General features: G+C 68.6%; 17 protein-coding genes. 12 read left to right on the top strand and 5 right to left on the bottom strand.

All coding sequences use genetic code 11. The annotated features are described in order from the left end of the window. Nucleotides 1–44: 44 nt before the first annotated feature. The 3 genes from ACFQ4H_RS01005 to ACFQ4H_RS00995 all read right to left on the bottom strand — a co-directional run bounded on the left by ACFQ4H_RS01005 (nucleotide 45) and on the right by ACFQ4H_RS00995 (nucleotide 2,728). A complete protein-coding gene (locus tag ACFQ4H_RS01005; RefSeq protein WP_377565768.1) occupies nucleotides 45–1,202 on the bottom strand; it encodes a M20 family metallopeptidase in 1,158 nt (385 codons plus the stop codon). 141 nt (nucleotides 1,203–1,343) lie between these two features. After that, nucleotides 1,344–1,835, bottom strand: a complete 492-nt coding sequence (locus ACFQ4H_RS01000; protein WP_377565766.1) for a nuclear transport factor 2 family protein — start codon at nucleotides 1,833–1,835, stop codon at nucleotides 1,344–1,346. Then, nucleotides 1,832–2,728, bottom strand: coding sequence for a TIGR03619 family F420-dependent LLM class oxidoreductase (locus tag ACFQ4H_RS00995; protein WP_377565763.1), 897 nt, complete (start codon nucleotides 2,726–2,728; stop codon nucleotides 1,832–1,834). Before ACFQ4H_RS00995 ends, ACFQ4H_RS01000 begins: the two co-directional genes overlap by 4 nt. Before the next feature lie 535 nt (nucleotides 2,729–3,263). Between ACFQ4H_RS00995 and ACFQ4H_RS00990 the strand changes: the two genes are divergently transcribed. The 10 genes from ACFQ4H_RS00990 to ACFQ4H_RS00945 are packed head-to-tail and all read left to right on the top strand — an operon-like array spanning nucleotide 3,264 to nucleotide 12,567. Then, complete coding sequence (locus tag ACFQ4H_RS00990) at nucleotides 3,264–4,439, top strand: acyl-CoA dehydrogenase family protein (protein ID WP_377565760.1); 1,176 nt, start codon at nucleotides 3,264–3,266, stop codon at nucleotides 4,437–4,439. A gap of 6 nt (nucleotides 4,440–4,445) precedes the next feature. Further along, nucleotides 4,446–5,462: a bifunctional MaoC family dehydratase N-terminal/OB-fold nucleic acid binding domain-containing protein gene (locus ACFQ4H_RS00985; protein ID WP_377565757.1), complete on the top strand. Its 1,017-nt coding sequence runs from the start codon at nucleotides 4,446–4,448 to the stop codon at nucleotides 5,460–5,462. After that, nucleotides 5,462–6,571, top strand: coding sequence for an acyl-CoA dehydrogenase family protein (locus ACFQ4H_RS00980; protein WP_377565754.1), 1,110 nt, complete (start codon nucleotides 5,462–5,464; stop codon nucleotides 6,569–6,571). Before ACFQ4H_RS00985 ends, ACFQ4H_RS00980 begins: the two co-directional genes overlap by 1 nt. After that, nucleotides 6,568–7,014: a hotdog family protein gene (locus ACFQ4H_RS00975; protein WP_377565751.1), complete on the top strand. Its 447-nt coding sequence runs from the start codon at nucleotides 6,568–6,570 to the stop codon at nucleotides 7,012–7,014. Before ACFQ4H_RS00980 ends, ACFQ4H_RS00975 begins: the two co-directional genes overlap by 4 nt. After that, nucleotides 7,011–8,192 carry a lipid-transfer protein gene (locus ACFQ4H_RS00970; protein WP_377565748.1) on the top strand — a complete coding sequence of 394 codons (1,182 nt, stop codon included), beginning with the start codon at nucleotides 7,011–7,013 and terminating at the stop codon, nucleotides 8,190–8,192. Before ACFQ4H_RS00975 ends, ACFQ4H_RS00970 begins: the two co-directional genes overlap by 4 nt. Before the next feature lie 21 nt (nucleotides 8,193–8,213). Beyond that, entirely contained in the window at nucleotides 8,214–9,155 is a 942-nt protein-coding gene (locus ACFQ4H_RS00965; protein ID WP_377565744.1) for an ABC transporter permease, read from the top strand. Beyond that, nucleotides 9,152–10,063 (top strand): ABC transporter permease, encoded by a 912-nt coding sequence (locus ACFQ4H_RS00960; RefSeq protein ID WP_377565741.1) that lies wholly within the window; start codon nucleotides 9,152–9,154, stop codon nucleotides 10,061–10,063. The genes ACFQ4H_RS00965 and ACFQ4H_RS00960 overlap by 4 nt, the downstream gene beginning before the upstream one ends. A gap of 1 nt (nucleotide 10,064) precedes the next feature. Next, nucleotides 10,065–11,075 carry an ABC transporter ATP-binding protein gene (locus ACFQ4H_RS00955; protein ID WP_377565738.1) on the top strand — a complete coding sequence of 337 codons (1,011 nt, stop codon included), beginning with the start codon at nucleotides 10,065–10,067 and terminating at the stop codon, nucleotides 11,073–11,075. Continuing rightward, complete coding sequence (locus tag ACFQ4H_RS00950) at nucleotides 11,072–11,902, top strand: ATP-binding cassette domain-containing protein (protein ID WP_377565735.1); 831 nt, start codon at nucleotides 11,072–11,074, stop codon at nucleotides 11,900–11,902. The genes ACFQ4H_RS00955 and ACFQ4H_RS00950 overlap by 4 nt, the downstream gene beginning before the upstream one ends. Beyond that, entirely contained in the window at nucleotides 11,902–12,567 is a 666-nt protein-coding gene (locus ACFQ4H_RS00945) for a PaaI family thioesterase (RefSeq protein WP_377565732.1), read from the top strand. The genes ACFQ4H_RS00950 and ACFQ4H_RS00945 overlap by 1 nt, the downstream gene beginning before the upstream one ends. Before the next feature lie 204 nt (nucleotides 12,568–12,771). Here ACFQ4H_RS00945 and ACFQ4H_RS00940 read toward each other — a convergent pair whose 3' ends face one another. Beyond that, a complete protein-coding gene (locus ACFQ4H_RS00940; RefSeq protein WP_377565729.1) occupies nucleotides 12,772–13,800 on the bottom strand; it encodes a quinone oxidoreductase family protein in 1,029 nt (342 codons plus the stop codon). Beyond that, nucleotides 13,800–15,125: an FAS1-like dehydratase domain-containing protein gene (locus ACFQ4H_RS00935; protein ID WP_377565726.1), complete on the bottom strand. Its 1,326-nt coding sequence runs from the start codon at nucleotides 15,123–15,125 to the stop codon at nucleotides 13,800–13,802. The genes ACFQ4H_RS00940 and ACFQ4H_RS00935 overlap by 1 nt, the downstream gene beginning before the upstream one ends. Nucleotides 15,126–15,452: 327 nt before the next feature. Between ACFQ4H_RS00935 and ACFQ4H_RS00930 the strand changes: the two genes are divergently transcribed. Together ACFQ4H_RS00930 and ACFQ4H_RS00925 are read left to right on the top strand one after the other, a co-directional pair. Beyond that, nucleotides 15,453–17,066 (top strand): AMP-binding protein, encoded by a 1,614-nt coding sequence (locus ACFQ4H_RS00930; RefSeq protein WP_377565724.1) that lies wholly within the window; start codon nucleotides 15,453–15,455, stop codon nucleotides 17,064–17,066. 19 nt (nucleotides 17,067–17,085) lie between these two features. After that, a complete protein-coding gene (locus ACFQ4H_RS00925; RefSeq protein ID WP_377565722.1) occupies nucleotides 17,086–18,261 on the top strand; it encodes a CaiB/BaiF CoA transferase family protein in 1,176 nt (391 codons plus the stop codon). Nucleotides 18,262–18,296: the final 35 nt, after the last annotated feature.

Raw genomic sequence — 18,296 nt, 5'->3', positions numbered from 1 at the left:
GAGCACAGCCTTGCGAAAGGTTACCGGGGTCGGGGGTGGCTCGGTTACCTCCGACCACTCCAGGACGGCACCCGATCCCTGCTTGGGAGCGCGACGGCGCGTTCGGTCAGGGCTGCCAGCAGGGCGGTCCGATCGGGAAGGTGGGACAGATCGACGTACTCGCCACGGGCGTGTGGCCGACCGCCGACGGCACCCAACCCGTCCAACGTGGGTACGCCAAGCGCACCGGTGAAGTTGGCGTCCGACGCGCCCGCCGCAGCCACCCCGGTCAGCGGTGGCAGGCCGACTTCGGCCGCCGCCAACTGGGCCAACTCCATCAGGGGCTGTGACACGGTGGGTTGCAGTGGGTACCGGTTGATCCCCCCGCTGACCACCAGCCGGGAATCGGGCAACCGCGGCGTCAGGGCGTGGATCATCCGGTCCACCCGCTCGAGTTCGGCCCGCGTCCAAGCACGGACGTCGACACAGAGCTCCGCGGTCTCCGGCACCACGTTGGTCATGGTGCCGGCGGTGAGCACCGTGGGTGTGACACTTGTGCCGTCCCGGGCGAACCTTCGTACGGTCAGGATCTGGTGGGCCAGTTCGACCGTGGCGTTGACGCCGAGATGGGGTTCCACCCCGGCGTGCGCGGCCCTGCCCCGAGCGGTGATCCGGTAGACTGAACCACCCTTACGCGCCACCTTCAACTGTCCCGTCTCGGTACTCGGTTCACAGACCAGTACCGCACCCGACCGTCTCGCCTGTTCCTCGATCAGCGGGCGGGAGGCGGGTGATCCGCTCTCCTCGTCGCAGGTGAGCAGCACGCCGACCTGTGAGCTGTCGGGCAGTAGCTCGAGCGCGGTCAACAGTTGGATGATTCCGGCCTTCATGTCGCATACGCCAGGTCCGGTGGCGATGGTGCCGGTGACTTCGAAGGGCCAGTTTCGGATGGTGTCCGCCGGCCATACGGTGTCGAAATGGCCGAGTAGAAGCACCTTCTGGTCGTCCGCAGGCCAGAGTAGATGCGGTAGTCCGTCGAGTAGCACCCGCTGCACGGGTCTATCGAGGATCGGGCTGATCCACGTGTCGAGGAGGTTCGCGCAGCATGTCAACGCCGGTGCGTCGCCCGGTGGCGACTCGCACGACACCAATTCGGCCAGCCGGTCCGACATCACGCCCGCACGGTCGGCGGCACCATTCCGAAACCGATCGACGTTCTTCACTGTCCAATCGTGCATGGTACGTGGAGTTCGTCGCTAGATCTGATCTGACACCAGCCGGCTCGTCGGCAGGAATGCGCAGGTCAGAGCGTTGAAGACCGCATGTTGGAAGAAATGGCGAGGCCGGTTTCCTTCCGACCTTTTCTAGGCGGTGGAATCGACGGCGGCGGCCAGAAGGTCGCGCGCCTCGGTGGAACCGTCGAGTTGGCGGTTGACCCGGTGGGTGACCTTCCATCCCTCGGCGGTACGGACGAACTCCCAACGGTTGACGCCGGTGCGCCAGATCCGGTAGCTGTCGCTGTCCCGGTCGCGTAGGACGAGTTGTGAGTACGCGGTGACGACCGCGGTGTCACCGGTGACCTCGATGTGTGGAATGCCCTGTAGGTGGGCGGCGCCGTCCCGGATCAGCTGCTGGTGCCGTTCACTGGTCACCATGTCGGCGATGGCTGTACGGCCGACCATCGTCACCAGGCCGGCGTCGTAGCTGCCGTTCTCGGCCCAGAGATCGGCGGTGGGGGTCGGGAAGCCGCCGTCCACGCCGGGGCCGTAGGTGGCGAGGATCTGCAAGAGGGACAGCCGGTCCTCCAGTTCCCGCACCCGGCGTTCGAGGGCGGCGATCTGATCGGTGTCGGTCATGGTTGCTCCTCGGTGACTTGCTCGAAGGTCGGTCGGGTCCAGCCGGCGTCGGGAAACAGCGTGGTGAGGGCCGCCAGCTGTTCGATCAGATGGTCGGGACCGTGGTGGACGAACCTGGCGTTGATGATGGTCGCACCCGCCTCGAAGGCGCGCTCGACGTTCGATCGGGTGCCGGTGGGGTCGCCCAGCGGATCGAGGTTGCGCGGTTGCAGGACCACGTCGAATCCGGACGGGCGGTCGACGGTACGGAGCATGTCGGCGATCTGGGCGAGGGTCAGGCCGAACGGCTTCCAACCGTCGCCGTGTTCGCACGCCCGTCGAAGCGACCGGCGGGTCCGCCCACCGACCCAGATTGGTAGGTGCCGTTGGACGCCGTGGGGATCGACGACCAGGCCGCTGAAGCGGTAGTAGGTTCCGGCGTACTCGGGAATCGCCTGCGCCCACGCGGCCCGCAACGCCCGGATGGCGTCGTCGGCTCGCGGCCCCCGGTCGGCGAATGGTGCCTCCAGCAGGTCGAACTCCTCTTCGAGGCTGCCCACACCGACGCCGAGTACGACCCGTCCGCCGCTGAGCTGGTCCAGCGTGCCGTACGACTTCGCGATCGCCAGGGGGTGGTGGTAGCCGAGCACCAGCACGTTGGTGGCTAGTCGGATCTGCCGGGTACGTCCGGCGAGGAAGCCCAACGTCGCCAACGGATCCCAGTACGTGCTACCCCGGGTGGCCGCCGTCGCGGCGGGGATGATGACGTGCTCGCTGCAGGTCAGGTGGTGGTAGCCGAGTTGGTCGGCCGCCGCCGCGATACGGGACAGTTCGGTGACGCCGGCCATGGCTTCCCAGGGCGCGGCTTCCGTCGGCTGCTGCACGACGATCGGGGTGAGGATCCCGAAGCGCATCCGATTCTTCCTCCAGAGCCAGGATCGTCCCCTCGGTACTTCGGGGCTCGTGACGCGATCTGCCGGAAAGGCTTGCATGGAGCCGCCAACCTAGCAAGCATTTGCTTGATGTGCATCGCCTGGTCGGATGCGCGTCGCCCGGGTCGTCGAGTCGTGGTGGTCGGGGCGGCCGGGGTGGGGCGGGCGGGTCGATGGCGAGGTCTTGACACCTTCGGGGTCGAGTATATGCTCTCAACCAAGCGCTTGCTTGACGAGTGCCGACCTGCGTACGGACTTGCCAGAGGCTCCGCGCGGGGTGAGGGCAGTGGGCGGTGGCCCCGGAGGCCGGGCCGTCCGATGTGGACGCCAGGCCGGACCGTCGACCACCGGACGCGTGCGCAGCGCCGGCCCGGCGACGTCACCCGTCGAATCCAGAGCTGGTGGACAGGTACGAGAACGGGTCGAGGAGGTAGTCACCGTGGACGAGCGAACCCGCTGCCAGTCGCCTTCCTGACCCTCAGCCGTCTCTGCCTTCCAAGGAAGAAGGACCGATTAGATGTTCTTGGATTACACCCCGGAACAGCAGGAACTACGCAGGCAGCTGCGAGCCTATTTCAAAGCGCTGTTGACCCCGGAGGTCCGGGAGGCGATCGGCGGGACCAACGAGGACCGGCCCGCCTACCGCGAGGTGGTCCGGCAGATCGGCCGGGACGGCTGGCTGGGACTGGGGTGGCCGACCGAGTACGGCGGTCAGGGCAGGTCGGCCATCGACCAGTACATCCTGTTCGACGAGGTGCAGCGGGCCGGCGCGCCGTTCCCGTTCGTCACCATCAACAACATCGGCCCGGCGATCCAGCGATTCGGCACCGAGGAGCAGAAGCGGGCCCTGCTGCCCGGCATGCTGACCGGGGACATCCTGTTCGCGATCGGTTACAGCGAACCGGAGGCCGGCACCGATCTCGCCTCGCTCAAGACGAAGGCGGAACTCGTCGACGACCAGTGGCTGATCAACGGCAACAAGGTGTTCACCAGCGGTGCCAGCCAGGCCGACTACATCTGGTTGGCCTGCCGGACCAACCCGGAGGCCCCCAGACACCGCGGGATCTCGATCATCATCGTGCCGACCGCAACGCCCGGTTTCAGCTGCACACCGATCGCCACCTCCGGCCTGACACACACCAACACCACCTACTACAACGACGTGCGGGTGCCACCGGAGAACCTGGTCGGTGAGGTCGACGGTGGCTGGAAGCTGATCACCTCACAGCTGGGGCACGAACGGGTCGGGCTGGCCGCCTTCGGCGGTCGTACCGAGCAGTTGTGGGCCGACACCGTCGACTGGTGCCGGCGGACGCAGGTCGACGGTCAGCAGTTGATCGACCAGAGCTGGGTTCGCCACGACCTCGCCCGCAGCTACGTCGAGATCGAAGCCATGCGGCTGTTGAACTGGAAGCTCGCGGTGCCGGACGAAGGCCAGAGCCCCGCCCCGGCCGCAGCGGCGGTGGCCAAGGTCTTCGGCACCGAGACGCACGACCGGGTGTGCCGCACCCTGCTCGGGGCGGTCGGGCCGCTGGCCACCCGACGCCCGGGAGCACCCGCCGCCCCACTGGCCGGGCGGTTGGAAGCACTCACCCGGGGCTCGTACATCAACACCTTCGGTGGCGGCACCAACGAGGTGCTGCGCGACATGATCGCCGTCAATGGCCTCGGTATGCCCCGGAAGGGTCGGTGACTCTCGATGACGACCACGACAGCGACCGACGAAGAGACCTTCCTGGTCACCCTCCGTACCTTCGTCGGCCAGGAGGCGACGCCGGTCCGGCACGCCCAGGAGCCGGTCAACCGGCCGATGATCCGGCACTTCGTCGAGGCCATGGGCGACGAGAACCCGGTGTACCTGGACGAGGAGGCCGCCCGGGCCACCGGTCGCGACGGCATCGTCGCACCGCCGCCGATGCTCTCGACCTGGCTCATGGTCGGCTACCGGGCACACCAGGCCGCCGCCTCCGGTACCGCACCGGACACGCCGATGGCCCGGCTGCTGAAGCTGCTGGCCGATGCCGGGTTCACCGGAGTGGTAGCCACCAACGACGAGCAGAACTACCACCGCGAGTTGCGGCCGGGGGACGAGCTGTCGATGACCACCGTCATCGAGGACGTCTCCCCGCGTAAACGCACCGGTCTGGGGGACGGCCACTTCATCACCACCCTGCGCACCTACCGCGACCAGCACGGGCAGATCGTCGCCGAGCAACGGTTCCGGATCCTGCGGTTCAACCCGCAGTCCGGGGCCGCTGCCACCGCCAAGACGCAGACCGGCGGCGCGGACGGGGAGACCCGGCAGGCCGATCCCGCCGTACGGCCGAAGCCGTTCATCCTGCGGGACAACGAGTTCTGGTTCAAGGCGGCCCGCGAGCGCCGACTGGTGATCCAGGCGTGTGACGACTGCGGGGCGCTGCGCCACCCGCCGTCGCCGGCCTGCCCGCACTGCCGGTCGTTCGGCTGGCACGAGGTCCCGGCCTCCGGGCGGGGAACCGTACACAGCTACGTGACCAGCCACCATCCCAAGGCACCCGGCTTCGACTATCCGTTGCCGGTCGTGCTGGTGGACCTGGAAGAGGGCACCCGTCTGGTCGCCGACTTCGCCGGCGATCCGGACAGCATCCACATCGGCATGCCCGTCGAGATCGAGTGGCTCGAACGGGACGAAGAGCTGACCCTGCCCCGGTTCCGTGCCGCGAGAGAGAGGGCCTGATGGACTTTCAGCTGACCGAGGGCCAGCTCACCGTACGCGAACTGGCCCAGGGAGTGTTCACCCGGCACGGCGACCCGCAGCGCCTGGCGGAGATCGAGGCCGGCGACGAGCGGTTCGACCGCCGGCTGTGGCGTGACCTGGCCGACTCGGGAGTGCTCGGCCTGGTCGTACCGGCAGAGTACGACGGCGCGGGTCTCGGCCTGACGGAGTTCGTCCTGGCCCTGGTCGAACAGGGACGGCGGGTTCCCCTGGTGCCACTCTGGGAGACCGTGGTGCTCGGTGCCCTACCACTGCTCCGGTACGGGACCGAGGAACAGCGCAACACCTGGTTGCCCAGGGTCGCCCAGGGCGATGCCGTGCTGACCGCCGCCCTGGAGTTCCTCGGCTCCGGGGGACCCGAGGCCACCGCCGTACGGGTGGACGGGTCCGACCGGTGGCAACTCTCCGGCACCTGCACCTCGGTGCCGTTCGGGCACCTCGCCGACGCCGTGCTCGTACCGGCCAGCACCGAAGCCGGGAGCGTCGAACTGTTTCTGGTCGAGACCGGCCAGCCCGGGGTCGTCCGCGAGACCTACGAGCGGACCGATCGCGGCCGGTCCGCCGACCTCACCCTCACCTCGGCCCACGCCCAGCGACTCGAGTCCGACGACGACGCGGAGCCGGTGTCCTGGCTGTTGCAGCGGGCCTGGGTCGGACTGGCCGCACTCCAACTCGGCGTCAGTCAGGAGTCGGTCCGGCAGACGGCGGAGTACCTGTCGCAGCGGCACCAGTTCGGTGCTCCGCTGGCGACCTTCCAGGCCGCCGCGCACCAGGCCGCCAACTGCCACATCGACACAGAGGCGATGGAGGTCACCTTCTGGAACGCCCTGTGGCGGCAGGAGACCGACCGGCCCGCCACCGCCGCCGCGCACGCCGCGAAGTGGTGGGCCGCGGACGCCGGCGACCGCGTCGCCCGTACCGTGCAGCACCTGCACGGCGGACTCGGTGCTGACGTCACCTATCCGATCCACCGCTACATGCTGTGGAGCAGTCAACTGGCCAACACGCTCGGCTCCGCGAGCTGGCACCTGCACCAGATCGGCACGCAGATCGCCGGAGGCACCGCATGACCACCAGAACCCGCACCCTCGACGAGATATCAGTCGGTGACGAACTACCCGAACTCCAGATCCCGGTCACCCGTACCGTGATCGTCGCGGGTGCCCTGGCCACCCGCGACTACGAGGACGTGCACCACGATCCGCAGCGGGCCGTGGAGCGGGGCACCCCGGACACGTACATGAGCATCAACAACACCAACGGACTCGTCGGCCGGTACGTCACCGACTGGTCGGGCCCGGCAGCCGTGCTGGTGCGGCTGGCCACCCGCCTCGGCGTACCGAACTTCTCCGGCGGCACCCTGGTCCTGACCGGCCGGGTGAAGGCCAAGCAGGACGACACCGTCACGGTCGCGGTGACCGGCACCAACAGCATCGGGGTGCACACCTCGTCCGAGGTGACGCTGCGGCTACCGACGTCAGCAGCCCAGCAGCAGCCGGAGGTGGCGGAATGACCTCGGACTTCATCTCGGGTAGGGCGGCGATCGTCGGGATCGGCGCCACCGACTTCTCCAAGAACTCGGGCCGAAGCGAACTGCACCTGGCCGCCGAGGCGGTACTCGCCGCACTGGCCGACGCGGGCCTGACACCACAGGACGTCGACGGCATGTCCACGTTCACCATGGAGAGCAACTCGGAGAACATGGTGGCGCGGACCCTGGGGATTCCGCAGCTCAGGTTCTTCTCCCGGATCTCGCAGGGCGGCGGAGCGGCCTGCGCACCGGTGCAGCAGGCCGCGATGGCGGTGGCCACCGGCATCGCCGACGTCGTCGTGGTCTACCGGGCGTTCAACGAGCGTTCCGGTGTACGGTTCGGGCTGGGTCCGCCCCCGGCCAAGACCGCCGCCACCACCGACAACGAGTACCGCAGCTGGATCAATCCGTACGGGCTGCTGACCCCGGCGCAGCACATCGCGATGTTCGCCCGCCGTTACATGCACGCGTACGGTGCCACCAGCGAGGACTTCGGGCGGGTCGCGGTCAGCCTGCGTCGGCACGCCGCGGTGAACCCCCGGGCCTGGTTCTACGGCAAGCCGATCACTCTGGCCGACCACCAGGCGTCGCGGTGGATCGCCGAGCCCCTGCGCCTGCTCGACTGCTGCCAGGAGACCGATGGCGGGCAGGCGATGGTGATCGTGAGCCGGGAACGGGCCCGACACCTGAAGCAGAAGCCGGCGGTGATCACGGCAGCCGCCCAGGGGAGCGGCCCGGACCAGTACCCGATGGTCAGCTACTACCGGGACGACCTGACCCGGATTCCCGAGGTCGAGCTGTGTGCACAGCAGCTGTGGGCGCAGTCGCACCTGGGCCCACGGGACATCGACGCCGCCATCCTGTACGACCACTTCACCCCGCTGGTGCTCAACCAGTTGGAGGAGTACGGCTTCTGCGGCCGGGGCGAGGCCAGGGACTTCGTCGCCGACGGCAACCTCGAGCTGGACGGGGCGCTGCCCACCAACACGCACGGTGGTCAGATCGGTGAGGCGTACCTGCACGGCACCAACGGCATCGCCGAGGGCGTACGGCTCATCCGGGGCACCTCCACGAGCCAGCCGGCCGACGTGGCCCACGTGCTGGTCACCGCCGGGGTGGGCGTACCCACGAGCGGCCTGATCCTGTCCACGGACGTCTGACCGAGTCGAAAGGGACGTGGCATGCTGCGCTACGCAGGCAGGAGACTGCTCGTGGGGATCCCACTGCTGCTGGTGGTGCCCCTGCTGGTCTTCCTGCTCATCGACCTCGCCCCGGGCGACCCGGCCGTCGTGCTGGCCGGCGACCAGCCGACCCCCGAGCGGATCGAGGCGATCCGGGAACAGCTGAACCTGAACGGTTCGGTCCTGGAACGGTACTTCGACTGGGTGGTCGCGGCGCTACAGGGCGACCTCGGTCAGTCGTTCGTCACCAACGAGGCGGTGACCGACCTGCTGGTACGGCGGATGGGCACCACCATGTCCCTGGTGCTGTTCGCCATGGTGATGGCCGTGCTGTTGGGCGTCGCCATGGCGATCGTGGCCTCGCTGCGGCCGGGCGGGCTGGTCGACCGGCTGGTGAACTGGCTGGCTTCGATCGCCATCGCCATCCCGGCGTTCTGGTTCGGGCTGGTGCTGGCCTCGGTGTTCGCGGTGAGCCTGCAACTGCTGCCCACCTTCGGGTTCGAGCCGCTGTCCGCCGGCTTCTGGCCCTGGCTGTCGCATCTCATCCTGCCGGGCATCGCCCTGGGGCTGCTGCCGGCGGCCGAGGTGACCCTGCAACTGAGGTCCGCGTTGGGGCAGGTACTCAAGTCGGACTACATCCTCAACGCCCAGGCGAAGGGGATGAGCCGGAGTTCCATCCTGTTCAAGCATTCGCTGAAGAACGCGTCCGTACCGGTGGTCACGGTGCTCGGCTTCCGGGTGGCCGAGGTGCTGGCCGGATCGGTGACGATCGAGGTCATCTACAACATGCCGGGGCTCGGAAGTCTGGCGGTCGACAGCGTGCTCAGCCGTGACATTCCGGTGCTGCTCGGATTCGTCCTCTTCTCCACCGCCGTCGTAGTGGTGGTGAACCTGCTGGTCGACATCTCCTACGGTTACTTCAACCCGAAGGTGCGCACATGACGAAGGGCACCACGCCCGCGGGCGAACTCGTCGACGATTTCGGCAGCGAGCCGGAGACCCGGCCCACCGGGATGCTGCGGGGAATCCTGCGGCGTCGCTCCACCCTCGTGGCCGGCGGCTTCCTGCTCCTGCTCGTCGTCGGTGCCATCCTGGCACCGCTGGTCGCGCCGTACGACCCGGACGCCCAGAACGTCTACCACCGGTTGCAGCCACCCAACTCCGACTACTGGCTCGGCACCGACGACTACGGCCGGGACGTGCTGAGCCGACTGATCTTCGGTGCCCGGGTGTCGTTGCAGGCGGCGGTCCAGGCGGTCGTCGTCGCCCTGGTCATCGGCCTGCCGCTGGGCGTGATCGCCGGTTACCTCGGCGGCTGGTTGGGGGCCGTGCTGACCCGGATCATGGATGCCCTGATGAGCGCCCCGTCGCTCGTACTGGCCATCACCATCGTGGCGGTGCTCGGCCCCGGGATCACCAATGCCATGCTGGCCATCGGTCTGATCATGGCACCCCGGTTCTTCCGGGTGGCTCGGGCCAGCACGATGGACGTGCGGCACGAGACGTACATCGAGGCATCCGTCGCCCTCGGGTGCACCAGTCTGCGTACCGTCGTCCGGCACATCCTGCCCAACGTGATGCCACCGATCATGCTGGTGATCTCGGTGTCGTTGGGGACCGCCGTCGCGGCAGAGGCCAGCCTGAGCTTTCTCGGCCTGGGGGTACGGGCTCCCGCCTCCAGTTGGGGCTCGATGCTCTCCACCGCATCGTCGAACATGGGCCTGGCGCCGTACCTGGTGTGGCCACCCGGCGTGATGATCTTCCTGACCGTGCTGGCCTTTACCTACCTCGGTGACGGTGTGCGCAGGGGAATGCTGCGTAACCGTTCCGCAAGCAGTAACGGAGACTGACATGGAGAACCGCCCACTGCTCGAGGTACGTGACCTGGCGGTGTCCTTCCCGGCCGCCGGCGGTGAGTGGCTGCCGGTGGTGGAGGACGTGTCCTTCACCCTTGGGCAGGGGGAGTCCGCCGCACTGGTCGGTGAGTCGGGCTCCGGCAAGACGGTCACGTCGCTGGCCATCATGGGACTCGTCGGCGTCTCCAGCGGTCGGATCACCGCCGGGTCGATCACCTTCGACGGCCGTGAGTTGACGGCGCTGCCCGAGCGGGAGTGGCAACGGCTGCGTGGGCCGAGCCTGGGAATGATCTTCCAGCAGCCGATCCGGAGCCTGAATCCCGCCTTCACGGTGGGGGAGCAGATCGCGGAGTCGGTCCGTCGACACCTCGGGTTGGACCGACGTCGGGCCCGGGCCCGGGCGATCGAGATGCTCGACCTGGTACAGATCCCCCGGGCCGCCCAGCGGGTGGACGACTATCCGCACCAGTTCAGCGGTGGCATGTGCCAACGGGTGATGATCGCCATGGTCATGGCCTGCAATCCACGCCTGCTGATCGCGGACGAGCCCACCACCGCGCTCGACGTCACGGTGCAGAAGCGGATCCTTGACCTGTTGCGTGAGCTCCAGGAACAGACCGGGGTGTCGCTGCTGTTCGTCAGCCACGACCTCGCGGTGGTGGCCGAACTCTGCCAGCGCGTCATGGTGATGTACGCCGGTCAGATCGTCGAGTCCGCATCGGCCGCTGATGTCTTCTTCCGGCCGACGCACCCGTACACCTCGGGTCTCCTGGCCGCCATCCCCAAACCGGGGCTGCTCACCGACCGGCGGCTTACCGCGATCCCGGGCAGCATCCCGGCTCCCGGCCACTGGCCGGTCGGCTGCCGGTTCCATGACCGGTGTCCGTACCGCGAACCCGGCGTCTGTGACGTCGACCGTCCCGGGCTGGTCCCGGCGGGTTCGACGGCCGAGACCCGGTGCCTACGGACGAAGGAAATCGAACTTCGGGGAGTGACCGTCCCATGAGCCTGCTCGACGTATCGAATGTGTCGAAGTCGTTCTCCACCGGCCGGGATCTCCTGGGCCGACCGAAGCAACGACTACCCGCCGTACACGACGTCAGCTTCACCCTCGACAGGGGGGAGTGCCTGGCGGTCGTGGGCGAGTCCGGAGCCGGCAAGTCCACCCTGGGGCGGATGGTCCTGCGACTGATCAAACCGGACACCGGACGGATCATGTTCGACGGTGTCGACGTCCTCCGGATCGGTGCGGCCGAGATGCGCCGACTGCGCCAGCGGATGCAGATGATCTTCCAGGACCCGCACAGCTCGCTCAACCCCCGGATGAGCGTCGCCGAGGCGGTCGCCGAGCCGCTGCTCGTGCACACCGATCTCGACCGCGCCGCCCGGAACAGACGGGCGGCGGAACTGCTCGACCGGGTCGGCATCGGTCGCCGCTACCTGGGGCGCTATCCGGCGGAACTCTCCGGTGGACAGCTACAGCGGGTGGCCCTCGCGCGGGCACTGACGCTCAACCCGAGTCTGATCGTCTGCGACGAGCCGGTTGCCGCACTCGACGTGTCGGTCCGGGCGCAGGTGCTCAACCTGCTGCGCGATCTACAGGAGGAGCTCGGTCTCGCCTACCTGTTCGTGAGCCACGACCTGGCCCTGGTGGAGGTCATCGCCGACCGGGTGCTGGTCATGGCGGCCGGTCGGGTCGTCGAACAGGGCACCGTCGGGCAGATCTTCCAGGAGCCCACCGAGGAGTACACCCGGCGGCTGTTGGCCGCCATCCCGGTGCCGGTTCCCCGGGACGCCAGTGGCCAACGGATGCTCGACGCCACGCGATCGTGATGGGGGACGTCGTACGGGCGGGCGAACGCGCCGCGAACGGCGGGCCGGGGCAGGTTCCGGGGAGCGACTGGGACCCGGCGGATCATCGTGACCGGGCCGACCTGGTCGAGGCGACCCGTCGACTCATGTCCGCCGTGGCCCTGACCGACGTTACGCCCGACGAGCTGCGCTGGGCAGCCGAGCGGGTGGAACGGATCACCGACCTGCTCACCACCGCCACCCGCCCCCGGTGTCTGCGGTTCCCGCTGCCCACCGCACCGTTCCAGGGGCGGGTCCAGGGTTCGGCCGACCCGGTGCTCGGCCTGTTCAACCCGCTGGCCGTACCGATGGCTGTGACCATCGGGGCCGACGGTACGGCCAGCGGGACCCTGACACCGGGTCCGCTGTTCGAGGGGCCACCGGAGTTGGTGCACGGGGGCTACAGCGCGCTGTTGCTGGACGGGATCATGGGAACGCTGGTGCGGGCCCTGGGGATCACGGCCATGACCGGGACGCTCACCCTGCGCTACCTCGCCCCCACGCCGTTGGAGCAGCCCCTGGAGTTGTCGGCGTGGGTGTCCTCCCGGCACGGCCGCAAGACCACCGTCGAAGGCCGGCTGAGTGCCGGTGGTACGCCGACGGTGCTGGGTACGGGCATCTTCGTGTCCCCACCGGAACCGGTCTAGCAACGACGAGGGGTCTAGGAACGACGAGGCGTCGTCACCGGAACACCGGTCCAGGAACGACGGGTCGTCCCCACCGGGTCCAGGGGACGACGGGCCGGCCGGACGGAAACGGAAACAGGACCGGAAACGGCCCCGGAACCGGTGGATTCGGTTCCGGGGCCGTGTGGCACTTCATGCCGGGACACCGGGCACACTGCTGACCCGCTACCGCGTCGACGGTTCCTCGGCCATGTTGGTGAGCACGACGCGGCCGAAGAAGTCCGACTCCTCCAGGTAGTCGTGTGCGGCCGTCGCCTCGGCCAGCGGAAACGTCCGGTCCACGATCGGCCGCTGGTCGGCCGCGACCATCAGGTCCAGGCAGCCCCGCAGATGCTCGGCGATCTGCGTCCGGCCGGGGCGACCGATGCCGTGGATGTGCCAACCCCTGGTCATCAGCCGACCGAGGTGCAGGCTGCCCCGTGCCCCTGCGGTGACTCCACAGGTGACGATCCGACCGCCCGGGGCCAGCACCGTCAACAGGCGCTCCCACAGTTCCCCGCCGATCGGGTCGACGATGACGTCCATCTCGGCCCCGCCGGTGGCGGCACGGATCTGGTCGGCCAGGTCGGCACGGTAGTGGTCCAGTGCGGCCCGGGCACCCAGGGCGCAGGCGGTACGCCGTTTCCAGTCCTGGCCGGCCGTGGCGTACACCTCGGCACCGAGGTGCGAGCTGAGCTGGAGGGCGAAGCTGCCCACGGCTCCGCTGGCGGCGACGACCAGGACGCGTTCACCCGGCTGCACCCGGGTGATGTTCACGATCGCGTCGTACGCCGTACGCCCGGCCGTCGGCAGCGCCGCCGCCTCGGCGTACGACCACTCGGGCGGCTTGCGCAGCGTGTGCCAGTACGGGGCCAGGGCGTACTCCGCGTGTGTCCGGGACCCGAGGGCGATCACCTCGTCACCCGGCCGGAAACCGTGGACGTTCGTCCCGACCGCCGCTACGACACCGGCCATGTCCCGGCCGGGGGTCTGTGGCTCGGTGACCGCCATCCCGTGTGTGCCGCGACGGATGTAGTTGTCGACCCGGTCCAGGCTGGCCGCGTACACCTGGATCAGCACGTCGTCCGGCCCGGGGACGGGTCTGGTCACCCGCCGGTGGTGCAGTGGTTCGCCCGGACCCGACCGGAGCAGGACCGAGGCGTGCATCGAATCGTCTCCGGACGACCGGGACCCGGTGTCGGGTGGGCTGGACATCACGCGACCGGAAGGTCCAGGGTGCACCTGGCCACCAGGTGATCGCCCAGGGCGTTGTAGCCCCGCACCTCCACGTCGACGAGACCCGCACCGTCCTCGAGGCGTTTCTCGACCACGGTGCCGACCAGGGTGAGCGTGTCACCCGGGTAGTTCTGTTTCTGTAGCCGGACCTGGATGGCCTTCAGCATCGCCTCCGGTCCGGCCCAGTCGGTCAGGAAGCAGTTGACCAGCCCGGTGGACCCGAGAATGTTCATGTAGACGTCGCGCGCACCGCGCCGTACCGCCGCGTCGCGGTCCAGGTGCACGTCGTTGAAGTCGAACGTGGCGGTTGCCAGCGCCGCGATGGACAGCTGGGTCAGTGGTACGGGCCATGGTGCGAGTACCGTTCCCGGCTCGACGCCGGCGAAGGTCATCGTGTCGACCCGCCGTGTCGGCCGGGCGGGCTGGAAGACCGGGATCAGGTCACCGGAGCGGGTCTGCCGGGACAGGACGTCGACCCGCATCCCGACGTGGACGGAGTCCGGCTCGACGTTGAGCAGATCCGCCACCAGGGTGGTGCCGTCGGCCAGCTCCACCTCGGCGACGACGAACGGTCGCTCGTCGGTCGGCTCGACGGCGTAGACCGGTTGCAGGAAGGAACGTACGCTCCCGGTTCCGGAGGCGGCCGGTACCGACTTCGCGCGCGGTCGTGTCATCGGCTGGAGCCGGTCCTGCGTGCCCCGGTCCTGCGTGCCCCGGTCGCCCGTCGGTGTTGCCGGTCTGGTCGACGGATTCCAGCGCAGCATCCGCAACAGGACCCGCCCCACCAGTTCGCCGGTGTCGGTGACGTACTCGCTGACGAGGTCGACGAAGTGTCCCCGGCCCAGGGCGGTCTGCTTCTCCTCGGACACCGCTCCGATGTGCTGGATCTGGGAGAGATGGTCGCCCGGGCGCAGCGGTCGGAAGTACTCGTGGTTGTTGTTGACGGCGGCGACGGAGGTGAAGCCCCGCTCCGCCAGCATCGCGGTGACGACGTCCAGGGGTTCCCCGTACCGGTGGGCTCTGCGGTTGCCGGGCAGGGTCCACATGTTCAGGCTGGTCGCGGGGGCGATGATCCCGCCGAACCGGGACTGTCGGGCCCAGTCGGGGACCTGGTAGGCAGGGTTCTCGTCACCGACCGCGTCGCACCAGATGCGGATGATCGGTCCACTGATCGGGTCCTTGGCCCGGCGTGGTTCGCCCCGTTTGCCGACGATCGAGCGGAGTCGCTCCAGATAGGCCAGTGGTTCCTCGGTTGATGCCGGGGGACCGGCAGTGGCCAGGTTTCCGGGCGGGGCGGCAGTCATCCGACCCTCCTTCGATCGAGTTGACTGGAACGGATGTCGCTACCAAGCTAGCGCTTGCTACGAAACTAGGTCGGGGTGCTCGTCGAGGTCAAGGCCTCGGGGTGCGGGGGCTCCGGATCGGGCCTTGGGGTCGACTTTGTTGGCTGATTGGCCGGGGTGGCAGTGCCTTGACCCGCATCGGGGGCATTGTTACCTTGAACCAAGCGCTTGCTTGGTTACGTGTCGAGTGTCGATGGCCGGCATCGTTGCGCGAGCGTCGTCCCGGGGCAGCTCACGTCGGCCAGGGCGACCGGTCGGTACGCGAGGCCGGACTATGGAGGAGGAACAATGACGGGCTGGCCGGCCAGCGATCAACTCAACGGAAAGTCGATCCTGCACGGAATCGAGACCGGCCTGGCGAAGGGCTCCGACACCACGATCTACTTCAATCACAAGCCGTACGCCCTGGCGGAACTGGACCGCGAGGCCAACCAACTGGCCGACTTTCTCGCCGCGCACGTCGCACCGGGCGACCGGGTCGGGGTGATGGCCCGTAACGGCCGTACGGCCCTGCTCAGCTGGTGGGCGGCGGCCAAGTGCGGCGTGATCGTGGTGCCCTACAACACCTCCAACGTGGGCGAGATCCTGCGACACCAGGTGACCGACAGTGCGCCCCGGCTGCTCATCGCGCAGACCGAGTTCGCCGAGGAACTCATGCGCGGTGCCAGTGGCATCGCCGCCGACCTCACCGCCGTGGTGGTCGACGGTGCCGATGCCGCCGTCGCCGGACACTCCGGCGCGACCTTCACCTTCGATGCGGTGCTGGCCCAGGGCGACAGCGATTTCCGGGCTCGTCCCTCCCGGCCACGGGACCCGAGCCATCTGATCTACACGGCGGGAACCACCGGTCCGTCCAAGGCATGCATCGTCAGCCACAGCTACATCTGCAACATGGCCCGCGACATCATGGCGAACGTCGAGCGTCGGCCCGAGGAACTGCTGTGGACCCCGTTGCCGCTGTTCCACCTGGCTGCGGTCTCCCACGTCACCGCCACCGTGCTGCTGGGGAGTTCGATCAGCCTGGCCAGCCGGTTCTCGGTCAGCCGGTTCTGGGACGACATCGAACGCAGCGGCGCGACGATTGCCGCCCTGATGGGCTCGATGCTGCCCATGATCGCCCAAGCACCGGAGACGGAGGCGGCCGTACGGGCCCGTGGCCAGTTGCGGGTGGTGAGCGGATCGCCGGTGTCCGCCGAGTTGGCACGGGTCTGGCAGGAACGCTTCGGGGTGGCCCGGGTGGGTGCCGGGGCGTACGGCATGACAGAGGCATCCCTGATCACCTCCACGCCGCCGGACCAGTACCGGGCCGGGAGTGCGGGCAAGGAGAACGACTCGTTCGAGGTCCGCATCGTGGACGCCGACGGCTACCCGGTTCCGGCGAACACCGTCGGGGAGATCGTCTGTCGGCCGAAGCGGCCCGGCGCGATGTTCGACGGCTACTGGGGTCGGCCGGAGCAGACCGTGGCCGTGTGGCGGGATCTCTGGTTCCACACCGGCGACCTGGGCCGCATCGACAACGACGGCTTCCTCTACTTCGTCGACCGGAACAAGGACTACCTACGTCGGGGCGGCGAGAACATCTCCAGCTTCGAGCTGGAAGCGATCTACGGTGCCCACCCCGACATCGTCGAGGTCGCCGTCCACGCCGTTCCGTCGGCGCTGAACGAGGACGAGGTCAAGGTCACCGCGGTACGGGTCGAAGGCAGTGCGCTTACCGAGCCGGAACTGCACGAGTGGTCCGTCGGACGGGTGCCCCGCTACGCCATGCCCAGGTTCATCGAGTTCCGTAGCGGGCTTCCCCGTAATCCCGTGGGCCGGGTGCTCAAGCACCAGCTGCGTACGGACGGAGTGACCGCGGACACCTGGGCCAGCGAACTGCCCGGCCGGAAGAAGAGCGTCTAGGAAGAGTGGACTGAGCCGGATGACACATCTTCGCCCGAAGTCCCAGGGTCCGCTCGTCGGCGTACGGGTGGTCGAGTTGGCCGCGCTGGGACCGGTCCCGTTCGCCGGGATGCTGCTGTCCGACATGGGGGCCGACGTCGTACGGATCGACCGCGCGGACCTCTCGGCGACGCAGCGCACCCGGGCCAGAAACAACGTCATGAACCGGGGTCGACGCTCCGTCGCCCTGGATCTGAAGTCTCCACGCGGCCAGGCCGCTGCCCGCCGGATGGTGGACCGGGCCGACGTCCTGATGGAGGGTTTCCGGCCGGGTGTCGCCGAGCGGCTCGGCCTGGCACCGCAGCAGTGTCTCGAGGCCAATCCCCGCCTGGTCTACGGCCGGATGTCCGGGTGGGGGCAGACCGCACCGAATCGGGGAGAACCGGGGCACGACATCAACTTTCTCGCTGCCTCGGGCCTGCTGGACACCATCGGGACCGGTGATTCCGGTCCGGTCCCACCGCTGATGTACCTCGGCGACTTCGCCGGTGGCGGGCTGACCCTGGCCTTCGCCATCGTCAGCGCCCTGGTGGAGCGGAACGGCTCCGGGCGGGGGCAGGTCATCGACGCCTCGATCCTGGACGGCACCGCGCAGTTGGGGATCGTCGTACAGGGGCTGCTGGCCAGGGGGAACTGGCATCCGCAACGGGGTACGAACGCCTTCGACACCGGTGCGCCCTACTACAACGTGTACGCCACGCGGGACGGTCGGTACCTGGCGGTCGGGGCGGTGGAGCCGGAGTTCTACGCGAACCTCCTACGGGTTCTGGAGTTGACCGACGTACCGGTCGACGGGCAGAACGACAGATCGTCGTGGCCGGTCCTCAAGCAGCGGATCGCCGAAGTCGTCCGCAGTCGCGACCTCGCTGACTGGACGGTGGCCTTCGAGGGCGTGGAGGCGTGTGTCACCCCGGTCCTGTCTGTCGACGAGGCGATGAGCGACCGGCGCTACCACACACCGGACGCCTACGTGGACTACGAGGGCGTACGGCAGTCGGCTCCGACGCCCCGGTTCTCCCGTACGCCCAGCGGCGTACACCTTCCATCGCCGCTGCCGGGGGAGCATTCCGAGCAGGTGCTGCGCGAATACGGATTCGACGATGTCGACATCGTGCAGTTGCTCGACGAGGCGGGCCCAGCGGTAATCCGCGGTTGACCCTTTCGTCCACTAGGCGGCCAATTCTTAACTTG

The sequence above is a fragment of the Micromonospora sonneratiae genome (genome assembly GCF_042679305.1).
Lineage (GTDB): Bacteria > Actinomycetota > Actinomycetes > Mycobacteriales > Micromonosporaceae > Micromonospora_H > Micromonospora_H sonneratiae.
Note: the sequence above shows the minus strand (reverse complement) of the source record. Positions and strands in the feature narration are given on the sequence as shown.

What these genes read in the sequence shown, in the direction of transcription:
- ACFQ4H_RS00970 (WP_377565748.1), top strand. Translation starts at nt 7,011, where the DNA reads ATGACCTCGGACTTCATCTCGGGTAGGGCGGCGATCGTCGGGATCGGC.
- ACFQ4H_RS00930 (WP_377565724.1), top strand. Translation starts at nt 15,453, where the DNA reads ATGACGGGCTGGCCGGCCAGCGATCAACTCAACGGAAAGTCGATCCTG.
- ACFQ4H_RS00980 (WP_377565754.1), top strand. Translation starts at nt 5,462, where the DNA reads ATGGACTTTCAGCTGACCGAGGGCCAGCTCACCGTACGCGAACTGGCC.
- ACFQ4H_RS00925 (WP_377565722.1), top strand. Translation starts at nt 17,086, where the DNA reads ATGACACATCTTCGCCCGAAGTCCCAGGGTCCGCTCGTCGGCGTACGG.
- ACFQ4H_RS01000 (WP_377565766.1), bottom strand. Translation starts at nt 1,835, where the DNA reads ATGACCGACACCGATCAGATCGCCGCCCTCGAACGCCGGGTGCGGGAA.
- ACFQ4H_RS00945 (WP_377565732.1), top strand. Translation starts at nt 11,902, where the DNA reads ATGGGGGACGTCGTACGGGCGGGCGAACGCGCCGCGAACGGCGGGCCG.
- ACFQ4H_RS00960 (WP_377565741.1), top strand. Translation starts at nt 9,152, where the DNA reads ATGACGAAGGGCACCACGCCCGCGGGCGAACTCGTCGACGATTTCGGC.
- ACFQ4H_RS00955 (WP_377565738.1), top strand. Translation starts at nt 10,065, where the DNA reads ATGGAGAACCGCCCACTGCTCGAGGTACGTGACCTGGCGGTGTCCTTC.
- ACFQ4H_RS00985 (WP_377565757.1), top strand. Translation starts at nt 4,446, where the DNA reads ATGACGACCACGACAGCGACCGACGAAGAGACCTTCCTGGTCACCCTC.
- ACFQ4H_RS00965 (WP_377565744.1), top strand. Translation starts at nt 8,214, where the DNA reads ATGCTGCGCTACGCAGGCAGGAGACTGCTCGTGGGGATCCCACTGCTG.
- ACFQ4H_RS00975 (WP_377565751.1), top strand. Translation starts at nt 6,568, where the DNA reads ATGACCACCAGAACCCGCACCCTCGACGAGATATCAGTCGGTGACGAA.
- ACFQ4H_RS00940 (WP_377565729.1), bottom strand. Translation starts at nt 13,800, where the DNA reads ATGTCCAGCCCACCCGACACCGGGTCCCGGTCGTCCGGAGACGATTCG.
- ACFQ4H_RS00935 (WP_377565726.1), bottom strand. Translation starts at nt 15,125, where the DNA reads ATGACTGCCGCCCCGCCCGGAAACCTGGCCACTGCCGGTCCCCCGGCA.
- ACFQ4H_RS00990 (WP_377565760.1), top strand. Translation starts at nt 3,264, where the DNA reads ATGTTCTTGGATTACACCCCGGAACAGCAGGAACTACGCAGGCAGCTG.
- ACFQ4H_RS00950 (WP_377565735.1), top strand. Translation starts at nt 11,072, where the DNA reads ATGAGCCTGCTCGACGTATCGAATGTGTCGAAGTCGTTCTCCACCGGC.
- ACFQ4H_RS00995 (WP_377565763.1), bottom strand. Translation starts at nt 2,728, where the DNA reads ATGCGCTTCGGGATCCTCACCCCGATCGTCGTGCAGCAGCCGACGGAA.